Below are 12012 nucleotides of genomic sequence, written 5' to 3' on the forward strand. Positions count from 1 at the left end.
AGGAGGGCTTCCTCTCGGGATATGGCGAGACGATCCGAGGCGACGATCTTCTCAGAAATGCTCTCAGACTCGAGCCGGAGGCGATAGAGACAATAAGCAGAAAAGATAGTGGGAACAAGGACAGCGACGACTCAGAAACTCCAGCCTTCCCGACAACATCCCGAAAGTGGCGCTGCCAGCAGTCGCGAGGAAGGTCGCCCAAACCAGCACAACCCGGGCTGATGGCTCTAGCACGTGGGACGGACGCCTCATCACACGCCCCTACACCGTCACATGCTTCGTGGGGTCCCCAAAAAAGACCAAACGCGACTTCTTTGCAAGGAGCTCCTGGTCCGATATTGACCAGGTGTGGCCAGAAGTGTCGGCCGATCGACGGGACACGAAGTTGAATCGGTCCGCGGAGTAAACCTTACCTCCCTCGGCTCGAACCTTGTCCAGGAACGTCGTATCAACCCGTCGCGGGAGATTCTCGAACCGGACATCAATCGCAGCACTCCTCGTCGTAACGAGAGTACCCCCCTGTACCAATTTGACGTATCTGTGTTCTGCACTGGGGAACCGCAACAACGTCGTATCGCTCGATTCAAGATGGGCGTAGTGAGCCCACTTGCCCACCACGGTCGCGTCCGTGTAGTCGAAGGCATTCAATAGGTCACCAAGGTAGTTGGGTGCATAGTAGTTGTCGTCATCCATCTTCGCGATGTATCTACCTCCCGAAATCGACAACCCAATATTCATACATTCGCCAAGCGTCTTTTCCTTCGGAATATCAAGCACGACTAAGTCTTCCAATCCCGCTGCTGCAGCCCTCGACCGAATCTCCTCTTCCGGCACTTTGAAGCCGTGAGTGAGCAGAACGAGCTCCTTGTCCCGGTGGAGTTGAGAACTGCTGAAAGAAAGCACGTTCTCCAGCATGTCAGGACGTCTCGTGGGGACGATCATAGAGACGGTGCGCTCTTTGGCGCGCACCGGTAGCCCTAGCACCGTCAACACCTCCTCGACGCGAGTACCATAGGTATGATGCTTCATGACTTCCCGCTGCGCACGGAGGCCGACTCGCGCCCGCAACTCCTCGTGCTGAAGAAGGCCCGACAGCAACTCGTCTGTCATCTCGGAATCCGTGGATACCAGGATCCCGGATCCAAAGAAGGGCTCGATGGAGCGAGCAGGTCCAGACACTACTGGCGTAGCGGCAGCCGAAAGTTCGAAGAGTCTGCGAGAGCACATAGTCGGCGACTCGGTCACGGTATTCACGTTCAAGAACACCTGATACTGCTTGTAGGCGCTAACCATCGCTTCGTAGGGAAGGGACCCGACAATGTGCTTTTCGAACCGGTCGGGAAATTGATAGCGAGCATCATCCCCCTGGAATCGAGAAAATATCTCGACCCCGTGCTTGCGCGCAGGGTCAAGAATGTACTTCATCTGCTCGCGCCTCGCGTCGTGTTTCTCGGCGAAGTAGCTCCCGGCGAAGGCGACTCCTCGCGTCCTCCCCTCTTTAGATTGAATCGGGTTGTGTATGCGAGGTTGAGCAGCGAAAGGCAAGAGCGCGACGCGATCGTGGCCAAGGTCCCGACGATACTCAGGTAGCTTTTCAGCGTCGACAGTGAAAACGTAGTCTACCAGTCTAGCTGTCCCGATGAATCTGTCGTAGTTCGGCGGGTCCTCTTTGTTCCACATTACTGTGGGAATACCAGAATAGCGGCAATACTCGATGAGATCGATGAGGCTCTGAGATATGCCTCGCCTTCCGGTCATGGCCAAACGCCAGGCCCCCCTGTTTCCATGCCATGCCGACTCGATAAAAAGCAGATCCGGCCGACTCGCGTCAATCTCCTCTTTCCAATTGGTGGGAGTCAGGTACACTTGGCTCCACTCAAACTTGAAGGCCAGTTCGGAGAAGGGGTCCAAGATTACTGCTGCCGTAATCTCTGGGCGACTAATGGGCCCAGACGGAAGGGGCGGAGCCGCGTCGACAACTGTAGCTCCTTGGGTGCTATTCGCAGGAGCATTTGAGCTTGCCGTCGACACCGACGGGCTGGGGTTGCCTACTTTACCGCCCCCCGTCCCCGCGGGGACCCCGCTACCTTGCTCAGGGGCGTTTGGTGGTTGTCCCACGCGTGCCGCGTCAATTGCGTCCCTCAGTAGTTGCGGGGTCACGCGATGTACATCTGCCGCACGCCTGGCCTCGCGCGCCACGCTGTCCGTCACCTTGAGGATGTCCTGTCTCAGGTCATCGAGGCGCCTGCCAACATCGTCTCCGCCTGGCTCTGGCTGAGGCTGTACCGGAGTTCGATCAAGCGCGCCTATCGCGTCCGCCACAACCTGGGTGGTGCGGCCAGTCGAGGTGGAAACCTCTTGCCGAAGCGTCCGGAGCAGTTTAACCGCTTCCACTTCATCGCGCCGCGAACGGCGGCGCATCCTGTTGTTCAGGACGGCGCCCGCGGCCAAAGTGACAATCGCAAGTACCGAGAGTGCGAGGCTCAGCGGGGCTTGCCGTAGGGCTTCTGAAGAGAGGACCGCCAGCACAGCTGCCAGCGCTCCTGAGCACAGCAGCCACTGAGCCGCTGTCGGTCGAGACGACTGATCTCTCTTCACTGCCAATCCTCCTGTTTGATGCGGGCGCGTCGTCCGAGCATGGGCTAATGTACAGGCCAGCAAGTGCCGATGCTCAGCCGATGCCTCCGCCCTCCCTCGCCTTGTGGGTTGGTTTGCCAGACTGAGGTAAGATCTGGACGCGGACTTGGGGAACGTCATCGTCTGCGCCCCGACCCACCTCACAACGCATCACTCGGCGGCAAACCAGAGCAGAGTTGAGTGGAGGTGGTGGACTTGGCGCACTAGGACACGGTTCTTTAGTTCCCGGTGAAGGAGCGCGTGCAATCTCCTTTGGTTAAATACAGCGTCACGCGTAGACCTATCCATTCCTGAGAATATTTCTCGCAATGCCTGACGTGCGCGCTCGAGGTCTCGTATCTGCCAAAGTGGCGCGTTCATGGACTTGGCGCGGGCGATCATCTCAGGCGTTGTCTTGTCGATATCGACCCTGCCACCCCGTGGAGCCACGCCCGCCCGTGGATTCTCCACCCGAGGTTGGTCGAGTGGTTTGGCGAACTGCCTGCGCATGACCTCCCCCCGAAGTGATTCGTATGCCGCATTCACACGCGGAGTATCAAAAGGCAGAGCCAAGAGATGTTCGTCCCAATTCCGCAGAAGGTCGAAGACCACGCAGTTTGCTGCGCGCTCTGGATGTGGCAGAGAGAGCGCTAGCCGTGGGCCGGAGAGTGTGTAGAGCGGATCAAAGCGATGGACGTATGAGTTCCAGGAGCGGGTGGTCTCCATCACAAAGTAGCGGTTTCGCACGGCGATGAATAGCCAGTCGAGCCCGGAGGCAGTGCTAAGTCCGAGGTCTGCCGCTGCCAAACGCACACGGTGGAATCGGCGGATTCGACGATCCAGGATCGACGGGGCATAGAGACCGACGTCGGGATCGGTCGAGTAGGCAGCAGTACCCCAAATTCGCTCGGCAATGCGAGCCGACTCCAAGAGAGAGAGGTTGGAGGTTTCAGCGTCAATCATCTTCGAGTAGTTGCCCTTGAGATACCCTCCAAACCCGCCAGACAACACCACTGTATCGGTTCCAACCATGTACTCGTGCGGTCCCGCCGTAAGTAGGCCGCTAGAGTAATCCATTGGCCAAAGCACCTGCTCAGTGAGAGTAGAGGGTTTGCGCAATGCCTGGGTCCCCCGCCAGTCAGTCATAGTCAGCTCGCGTTCGACTGCCAAACGCTCCGCGATTCGGCGATCTGGCATCGTAACAGGTCCCATCGACAGATACCTTAACTTGTCGGTCAGTCCGAGAGCCCCTGTAGCTGCGAGCACCATCCGTGTGTCCACGCCGCCCGTGAGGTGCGCCAGAATCGGGGGACTTTCCGCGCCCTCCTCCAAGGCTCCGACCGCAGTAAGATTCGTCTCTATCTCGTTTCGTATGGCTTCGAGACCTTCGGCATAGGTGGCGAAAGGAGTGTTGAGCTTAGATGCCACTGGATAGCGGCCAATGTGAGCGCCGCTGCTGTCAATTCGCACGTAGCCAAATACGTCGAGTGCTTCAATGCCGTCGTAGCTGCTCGCGCATAGCCCTCCGCTGCCAGTCGCTGCAACTTCCGTTGCGAAATCCAGACTGCGTCGGGGCCTGATTCCCAACGTGCCTAGTGTCTCGACGAGCGCTTTGAGGTCGGAGGAGAACGCTTGGACGCGGCTGTCTCGATAGTAGTGCACAAGGCCGCCCCAAGGGTCAGGCACGATTTCGGCAGCCCGCTCATGGCTTCGCCACACATAGAGTGTCAGCACTCCACGAATGACGGCACCTAGACTGTCCGAGCCTATGTTCCCAAGTTGATCGAGCCGGACCTGCACGTCTGCTCTCGACCTTACAAAGGCCCCGTCAATCACACCACACCCATGCAGTGCTAGTGCGGTTGTTCCAGAAGGTTTCAAGGGGGGAAGTGGCTGCGCCGAGCGCACGTAGACCCCTGGGGCTAGGCGAGTTGCCCCCGGAACGGTGAGTCCGGGGGCGACCCATACAAGGACCGGCGCAGCGTAGACGTTTGGTTCCGCAGGACCTGCCATTCCTACCCGATCAGCTATCATGAGTGGCCGCAAACATGGCCGTGCGGCCAATACCCTTCTGGCGAATCCGTTTCCTCGGCATGCGAGCACCGATCGATTCGTCCCAACTGCGCGAACGGCTCGTTCTCACCGATCCGGCCAATGTTGGGGACGCCGTCCCACTTGCTAGGGGCGCACGCCCCTACTCTGCCGCACCGACGACATCTTGCCAAGGTTGGTTTCCAGCGAGGAGAGCGCCCGCGGTTGTCTTCCACGTATGAAGGTCCGCACCTCTCTCTGAGCACCACGCCTGTTCCCGCGCACCAACGGCCCCCACGTCCCGGTACGAGTTGGCACTCACCGGTCGAGCCCGCAGGCCCATGTGTACAGGGTTCACTCACGAGGGGTCATAGCTCCTGCCTGAAGTACTGGTGCCAGGCAGCCCACCTGCCCACACCGCTCGGCCAGGCTGCCCAGTCAACTCCTCCACAACCCTTAGATAGACAGCCTCCGTGTAGTGAAATGGGGACTCGCCCCAGGGGTGAGTTGGTCCAGAAGCTACCATCGAGCGAGGGATCTTTATTCGACGAGCGCCGAGTGCCTTCTGTGCGGTGTCGAGATAGCGGCGGAATGCCTGGTTTGCCTGGGTGGAGTCGACCCCAAAGCTCGTGGGAGTGACTCCACCTCCCGCCGACTTGCGTGCCCAAGGGATATCGAGCAGCACCACTTCTGCACCGGGTAGCATCCGTCGCGCCAACCTCCCTACCCACGCGATGGCGGAGGACCAGCGTGCAAAGTGCTCATCGTCACCGAACGGCAAGTATCGACTGCCTTCAGGAAGCAAGTCCGAGTCACCAGCTTGGATGAGCTCGACTGACCGAGTCACGACTGTAGCATCTGGTAGAACGTAGACGCCCAAACGCTCGTCCACCAGGTCCACAAGCAATAGGTCCGTTGCGCCGGCGTTCAACCTGAACTCTCGCTTGAGGCTGGACTTGAAGTCGCCAGCAACCATGCGCCGCTGAAAAGGCGACGGCAGATCTGGTGCAGACACTAGCTTCACCGGGGGACTCGCTGCACTGATTGCGGATTGACGGGCCACATACAAGTGCAGCTGATGACTCGCAGGGTCAATGTGCTCAAAGGTGTCGCGCGAGACGCAGGACCCCCAGATGAACACTCCGGTCTTGCTCACCCCTGCTCCTTGACTGCCGTGCGGCGTCGCGAGCGCTTGTCGGTCACCGGTGAGCCCCGCAGAGCGTCGGCCAGCAGCCGCTCGGCGACCTCGGTTTCGCCCTGGGCGATGTTCCACGCCCACCAACGATAGGCGCGGGCGGTCTCGACTGCAGGGCCGTCGTGCACGATGACGCCGTCGTTCACCCAGATCGCCCGGCTGCACGTCTCCTCGACCGTCTGGCCGGAGTGGGTGACCAGGAAGACGGTGCCCGCCCGCTCCCGGATCTCCTCCATCCGCCGCTCGGCCCGCTCGCGGGACGCATCGTCGCCGGTGGCCAGGGCCTCGTCGATGAGCAGGATCTCTGGCTCGGCTCGCGGTGGCGATCGCGAACCGCAGCCGCGCGCCCATCCCGGAGGAGTAGGTCTTCATCGGCCGGTGGATGGCCCGGCCCAGGTCGGCCTGCTCGGTGATCTTGGCGATCGCTCCGCTCGAGTTGCTCGGGGGTGAATCCCATCGCCAGCAGCCCCAGCCGGGCGTTGGCCATGCCCGAGAGCTCGGGCTGCAGCGCAGCGTTGACCCCGAGCAGGACCGGGCTGGAGGTTGTGGTGACCGCGCCGGAGGTGGGCACGTCCAGCCCGGCGATGAGACGCAGCAGGGTGCTCTTGCCGGACCCGTTGCGCCCGATGACTCCGATCGCCTCGCCGGAGTGGGCGGTGAAGGAGACGTCCTTGAGCGCCTCCAGCGGGACCTTGGGCCGCCACCCGACGCGGGTCATGGCCCGCTTGACGGGCCCCAGGTCCTGCTCGGCCTCCAGGCTGGGCACCTGGAAGGTCCGTGCTCACCCGGTCCACCACGACGGTGGGGTAGCCCTCACCGCTCCTGGCCATAGCTCGCCTCCTGCCTGCCAGAAGTAGAAGTAGGCCATCAGCGGAGACAGCACCGCCCACAGCAGCAGGATCAGCCAGCTGCGCGCAGCGGCGGCACCGTGTCGTAGATCAGCAGGTCCCGCGACATGTCCAGCACGAGGTACATCGGGTTGGCCTGCAGCGCCCACGAGCCAGAATCCCTCGCTGACGAAGCGGGTGATGGAGTACATGACGCCCGAGGCGTAGAACCACAGCCGGGCGATGAAGGCGACGAAGAACCTCAGGTCGGGGAGCGTCGAAACCCAGCCGCGCGGCATACAGCGCCACGCTGGTGTTGAAGAGGACCTGGAGAGCGAAGACTGCCGGGGAAGAGCAACCAGGTGAGCTGAGATCGGGTTCTCTTCCGAGACCAGGAGCACCAGGACCAGAGCATCGTCGCCAGAACCGGCACCATCGAGATCGTCTCGCGGGTGAGCACCGCCAGCGGGATGGAAGCCCGCGGGAAGGAGAACGACTGCAGCATGTTCCTGCTGGTCAGCATGCTGGTCGACAGCCGTGTTGGTGACCCGCAGCGGTGAACGAGAACAGGAAGACCCCGATGAGCAGGTAGGCCGGGAAGTTGTCGATGCCCCGGTCGATCTCGGAGGATCAGCGCGAAGACGATGTAGTAGATCATCCCGTCGAGGATCGGCCGGCCGATGAGCCACAGGTTGCCCGAGCAGGTAAGTCCCGGTTCCCGGAGAACGCCCGCGCCCGCGACTCGGCGTAGATGAAGTGTCGCCGCTGCCAGAGTCTGCCGGGTGTAGTCCTGCAGCGAGGGGCGGCCACCGACGGGGCGCAGCGGTGGGTGCTCGCGCAGTTTGGGTCATGGGCGGGCGACCTCGCGGTAGGCGCTGAGGTAGGTCTCGACCAGCCGGGGCCACGTGCGGGAGGCGGCCGTATGCCGGGCCGCCCCGCCGAGGGAGTCGCGCAGCGCGGGTTCGTCGGTCAAGCCGCACCAGGGCTGCCGCCAGGTCGGTGGTCGAGTCGGGCCTCATCACCAGGCCATTCTGCCCGTCCTGGACCAGTTCGGTGAGCGCCGGCAGGTCGCGTGACGACCACGGGCTTGCCCGCCCCCATCGCCTCAACCAGCTTCAGGGGCGGCACCAGACGGGTCACGTCGTGGTCCATCCGCGGCAGCGCCACGGCGTCGAACCGGCTCAGCCACTGCCTGCGCCCCGTCGCGGGACACCCGCCCGGGCATCTCGACCGACGCCATCGAGGCCGAGCCGCTGCGACCTGGGCGCGCCAGGGACGGCCAGGCCAGCCCGTCACCCACGATGGCGAGCCTGACGTCACTGCCAGCCGCGCGGGCCTCCGCCACGGCGCTGACCAGCGTCGACAGCCCCTCGTAGTGCACGACGGCGCCGACGTAGCCGACCCACATCCCCTCTGCCGGGAGGCCGGCCAGCCTGCGCTGCGCCGCCGCGTCGGTCGGCAGGTCGAGGACGCTCCTCGTCGATGCCGTTGGGGACCAGCGAGATCCTGTCGCGGTCGACCCCGCGCTCCACGAGGTCCTCGAGCATCGGGCTGGAGATGGTGATGACGTGGTCGGCGGCCGCGGCGACCTCGGCCTCCTTGGCGCGCCACTGCAGGAAGCGGGAGCTGCCATAGGGGTCCGGGTCACCGGCGTGTCGGCGGGTCGAGGCCCAGGTCCGTTCGAGCTGACCCCGGACCTCGTGCACCCACGGCAGGTCGAGCGCCGCGGCGGCGGCCTGTGCGGCGAGCGCGTTCGGGTAGTGCGTGGTCGAGTGCAGGTGCGTGGCGCGGTGCGCCGGCTGGCCACGGCGATCAGATCGCTGGCCCACTGGTCGACCCGCTCGGCCTCGCCGGCGGCGAGGGGCAACGGCATGCTGCGCCGGTAGTCGATGCCGTCCACGCTGTCCACCGGGCCCGGACTGCACCTTGCCGATCGTCGCCGGGTATCCCGGTCGGGTCAGCGCTGTGCGCCGCGATCGCCGGCCCGCTGCTGGGCGTGCAGGATGTCGTGGGTGCGCAGGGTGTAGCCCGAGCGGGTGTGCGGCAGGGAGTTGGTCAGCACGTGCAGCACCCGCGGCGGGCCGTCGGCCGGCCACGTCCTCTCCGCCCGGGGGACGGGACGGCCGCCCGGCGCGAGCGCCTCGAGGTCACCCTTCACGCCGCTGCAGTTGCCGGCTGCCGTCGTGATCAGCCAGGGCAGCCGCGGCGGCGTCCAAGTCACCGGTGAGCCAGGCCCAGCGGGCTCGGTCTCGCACCTGGTCCGGGTCCGGCGGCAGCCCCGCATGCAGCGCCAGCGCACCTGTCAGGCGCCCCTGGCGAGCGCCGGTGAGGACCTCCCTCGCACGCTCAGGGTCGTCGAGCATCAGGTGGCCCCAGCGCTGCCAGGGTCCGTGAACGCCCGAGCCGGACTGCGGCGCCTCCCACAGCAGTCCTCGCGGACGGAGGGCAGCTTGCGCCCCGCCTGCACGACGAACCACGCCGGGTCGCTGCGCGCCAGCGTCCAGGTCGCGCGAGGCCACGGCGCCGCGTGTGCCGGAGTCGGCCGGCGCAGTGCCGACCTCACCGCCTGCGCTCGCCGCCAGCGCATGGAGCACCTCCAGGTAGATCTGGGCGCTGCGGGCCTCGTCGGCGTTCTCCTGCACCCACGCGCGCCATGCGCTCGCGGTCGGGTCGGGCCGGCAGGTTGTGCGCCAGCGCGATCCACTCCTTCGCCAGCGCCTCGTCGTCGCCTGGTGCGCGTCGCGAATCCAGCACCAGTCGTCGGTGATGATCGCGGCCGCCTCCCCGTCGACCGACGCCCGAGACGTGCATCCCCATCGCGAGCGCCTCGATGCAGCTTGGAGGGCACTGTCCAACTCAGGGCCGGCCACTCCTGCAGCATGATCAGGAAGGTGTCGGCCCACCGGTAGTGCTCGTGGATCGTGGTGCGGGGCTGAGACGCCGCGGACGGTGACCGGCACCCCGAGCTGCCTCGGCGCGTCTCGCTGCACCGGCTGCCTTGCCGGCACCCGTGCCGATGACCCGCATCGAGACCTGCACCCCGGCGTCCTGCACCCGGCGCAGCGCGCGCACGGCCGTCTCCAGACCCTGGGCCCGCCCGACGGTGCCGACGTAGGTGATGCGCAGCTCGCCGTCAGCGTCCCGGGGCTCGTGGTGGTCGTAGTTCGGGCACCGGGTGGGCGGCGTTGCGGATCACCTCCACGTGCTCGCACCCCCCGGCCCTGCAAGCACCTCGGCGAAGCTGGCGGTGGTGGTCGACGACGTAGTCGGCCGAGCAGCTGCAGGCGCGGTGATGAACCGGGATGCTCCGTGCGGCGACGATGTGCTTGGCCCTGGCATGCCTGCGGCTCCTCCTGACCGTCCCAGCGGTCGACTACGGCCAGCAGGTCGGGCCAGGCGTCGCGCACCTCCATGCACGACAGGCCGACGCAGCGTCGTGGCCACCACCCACGCCGCGAGCAGGGTGGGCAGCGCCGGGGGCGGTGGCGACGATGACATCGGGATCGAGGGCCTTGCGCTCCGCGCAGCACCCGCACGACCGTGGCCAGACGCCGTGACCATCTGGTCGGTCAGGTTCGACCCGACCGTGCCCTTGGTGGGGCGGAAGCGGACCCGATGGATCGACTCCCCGTGCTGCCCGGTCTGCGGTGCTACCCGGCACGGCGTTCTCGTGCCCGTCGAGGAGCCGGCCGAGCGGGTAGTGGGGCGGCGGGGCGACGACGTCGACGTGGTGTCCTGCCTTGGTGAACTCACGCACCAGCGCCGGACCAGCGCAACTGCGGCGGGCCGGTCTCCGGGTCGTAATAGTGCGTGAGGAGCAGAATGCGCATGTCGAGCCGCGAGTCTAGTCACCACGTGTCGCGCAGCAGGGCCACGTCAGACGTGTCGGCCAAGCCTTTACTGCCTGGTGACCTGCTGCAGGTGAGGTGCGCTACGGCCTGTTCCTGTCCAGGTTGCTAGTGAGCGCGCCCCACTGGTCGATCGGCTCGAACCCGGTGGACTCCACCCGGGCCAGTTCCAGCACGCTTCGCGCTGGCCGCGGAGCGATAGGACCCTCGCGGCCCTGCAGGTACTCCTCGGTGCTGACCGGTGTGACATCGCCGGAGTCGCGCCCCTCGTGCTCGAAGATGCGGCGGGCAAGGTCCGCCCAGGAGCATGCAGTCCCACCGCCCGTGACGTTGTAGGTGCCGACCGGCGCCTGGGACTGGAGCAGGTGGGCAGTGGCCCGGGCCAACTCTTCGGTGAACGTGAGTCGGCCGACCTGATCGTCGACGACCGACGGGCTAACCCCGTCGCGGGCCAGGCGCTGCATGGTCCGCACGAAGTTGGCGCCGTCTCCGACGACCCAGGAGGTGCGGATCAGGTAGTGGCGGTCCAGCGTCGAGACGGCCAGGTCGCCGGCCGCCTTGGACTGCCCGTAGACGCCGAGCGGGCGACAGGGGGTCGCCTTCTGCGTAGGCGCCGTCGGGGCCGCTGCCACCGGTCCCGTCGAAGACGTAGTCGCTGGAGTAGTGCACCAGCGTGCACCGCTGCTCCGCGGCGCGGCGCACGAGCTGCGGCGACGCCGTGCGCGTTGGTCGCCCACGCCGCGCGCCGGCCGTCTGCGGTCTCCGCCGCGTCGACGGCGGTGTAGGCGGCCGCGTTGAGCACCACTCCCGCCACGCGGCAGATCCAGGGCCGCGACGGACGCCGGGTCTGCCAGGTCGCAGCTCCGCACGGTCCAGCACCCGTGCGCCGGGAAACTCCGCGGCGAGCGCCTTGCCGAGCTGGCCGCTCCCGCCCAGGATCACCGTGCCCGGCGGGGCGACCGGAGCGACGTCGCCGAGCGTGGGGTGCGCCCGGTCCTTGTCGGACAGCACGGCCTCCGCCAGCGGGATCGGCCAGGGCACCGCGACGGTGCGGGTCGGCGAGGTTGAGGTTGGTGTAGGCGGCGTCCGGCGACCAGTGGTCGTTGACCAGGTAGGAGTAGGCGGTGTCGGGCACCGAGGGTCTGGTAGGAGTTGCCGACGCCCGCGGGGCACGAAGACGGCCGTGTCCTCGGTGAGCTCCTGGGTGTGCACGCGCCCCGAAGGTCGGGCCCTCCCGCAGGTCCACCCAGGCGCCGAAGGCCCGACCCGGCCGCGACCGAGACGAACTTGTCCCACGGCTCGGCGTGGATGCCGCGGGTCGTGCCGCGGCACCGCGTTGTGGGCCACCGATGTGCTGCACCGGCCCGAAGTCCGGGCAGCCCCAGCGGCGACCATCTTGGCGCGCTGCCAGTTCTCCCGGAACCAGCCGCGGGAGTCCCCGTGCACCGGCATCCGGACGACGAGCAGGCCGGGGATCGCGGTGGTGCTGACGCTC

Annotated in this window: 12 protein-coding genes and 1 pseudogene; 1 reads left to right on the forward strand and 12 read right to left on the reverse strand. The window is 65.7% G+C overall.

Annotated features, from left to right (window positions below):
- Positions 1-261 precede the first annotated feature (261 nt).
- Positions 262-1911, reverse strand: a complete 1650-nt coding sequence (locus AC1QRC_RS00045) for a glycosyltransferase family protein (protein ID WP_484204866.1) — start codon at positions 1909-1911, stop codon at positions 262-264.
- A gap of 252 nt (positions 1912-2163) precedes the next feature.
- Here AC1QRC_RS00045 and AC1QRC_RS00050 point away from each other — a divergent pair, with 252 nt between their 5' ends.
- Positions 2164-2502: a hypothetical protein gene (locus AC1QRC_RS00050; protein ID WP_484204867.1), complete on the forward strand. Its 339-nt coding sequence runs from the start codon at positions 2164-2166 to the stop codon at positions 2500-2502.
- A 285-nt stretch (positions 2503-2787) separates the two neighbouring features.
- Here the strand turns inward: AC1QRC_RS00050 and AC1QRC_RS00055 are convergent, their stop codons facing one another.
- The 11 genes and pseudogenes from AC1QRC_RS00055 to AC1QRC_RS00105 form a co-directional block, all read right to left on the reverse strand.
- Complete coding sequence (locus tag AC1QRC_RS00055; RefSeq protein ID WP_484204868.1) at positions 2788-4350, reverse strand: hypothetical protein; 1563 nt, start codon at positions 4348-4350, stop codon at positions 2788-2790.
- A 655-nt stretch (positions 4351-5005) separates the two neighbouring features.
- Complete coding sequence (locus tag AC1QRC_RS00060) at positions 5006-5803, reverse strand: DUF6270 domain-containing protein (RefSeq protein WP_484204869.1); 798 nt, start codon at positions 5801-5803, stop codon at positions 5006-5008.
- Positions 5800-6078: a hypothetical protein gene (locus AC1QRC_RS00065; RefSeq protein ID WP_484206728.1), complete on the reverse strand. Its 279-nt coding sequence runs from the start codon at positions 6076-6078 to the stop codon at positions 5800-5802. The genes AC1QRC_RS00060 and AC1QRC_RS00065 overlap by 4 nt, the downstream gene beginning before the upstream one ends.
- On the reverse strand, positions 5985-6560 hold the full coding sequence (locus AC1QRC_RS00070) for an ATP-binding cassette domain-containing protein (RefSeq protein ID WP_484206701.1): 576 nt from the start codon (positions 6558-6560) through the stop codon (positions 5985-5987). Before AC1QRC_RS00070 ends, AC1QRC_RS00065 begins: the two co-directional genes overlap by 94 nt.
- 63 nt (positions 6561-6623) lie before the next feature.
- A complete protein-coding gene (locus AC1QRC_RS00075; protein ID WP_484204870.1) occupies positions 6624-6968 on the reverse strand; it encodes a hypothetical protein in 345 nt (114 codons plus the stop codon).
- Between the two features lie 548 nt (positions 6969-7516).
- A complete protein-coding gene (locus AC1QRC_RS00080) occupies positions 7517-7642 on the reverse strand; it encodes a hypothetical protein (protein ID WP_484204871.1) in 126 nt (41 codons plus the stop codon).
- A 343-nt stretch (positions 7643-7985) separates the two neighbouring features.
- Complete coding sequence (locus AC1QRC_RS00085) at positions 7986-8594, reverse strand: glycosyltransferase (RefSeq protein ID WP_484204872.1); 609 nt, start codon at positions 8592-8594, stop codon at positions 7986-7988.
- Positions 8595-8626: 32 nt separating this feature from the next.
- Positions 8627-8827, reverse strand: a complete 201-nt coding sequence (locus tag AC1QRC_RS00090) for a hypothetical protein (protein ID WP_484204873.1) — start codon at positions 8825-8827, stop codon at positions 8627-8629.
- A complete protein-coding gene (locus AC1QRC_RS00095) occupies positions 8817-9311 on the reverse strand; it encodes a hypothetical protein (protein ID WP_484204874.1) in 495 nt (164 codons plus the stop codon). Before AC1QRC_RS00095 ends, AC1QRC_RS00090 begins: the two co-directional genes overlap by 11 nt.
- A 1289-nt stretch (positions 9312-10600) precedes the next feature.
- On the reverse strand, positions 10601-11149 hold the full coding sequence (locus AC1QRC_RS00100; protein WP_484204875.1) for an SDR family oxidoreductase: 549 nt from the start codon (positions 11147-11149) through the stop codon (positions 10601-10603).
- A 7-nt stretch (positions 11150-11156) separates the two neighbouring features.
- Positions 11157-11969 (reverse strand): annotated as a pseudogene (locus AC1QRC_RS00105) (hypothetical protein); the annotation flags it as partial.
- Positions 11970-12012 lie beyond the last annotated feature (43 nt).

It is taken from the genome of Ornithinicoccus sp., assembly GCF_057176825.1.

What these genes read in the sequence shown, in the direction of transcription:
- AC1QRC_RS00050 (WP_484204867.1), top strand. Translation starts at nt 2,164, where the DNA reads ATGTACATCTGCCGCACGCCTGGCCTCGCGCGCCACGCTGTCCGTCAC.
- AC1QRC_RS00065 (WP_484206728.1), bottom strand. Translation starts at nt 6,078, where the DNA reads ATGGAGGAGATCCGGGAGCGGGCGGGCACCGTCTTCCTGGTCACCCAC.
- AC1QRC_RS00070 (WP_484206701.1), bottom strand. Translation starts at nt 6,560, where the DNA reads ATGACCCGCGTCGGGTGGCGGCCCAAGGTCCCGCTGGAGGCGCTCAAG.
- AC1QRC_RS00075 (WP_484204870.1), bottom strand. Translation starts at nt 6,968, where the DNA reads ATGCCGCGCGGCTGGGTTTCGACGCTCCCCGACCTGAGGTTCTTCGTC.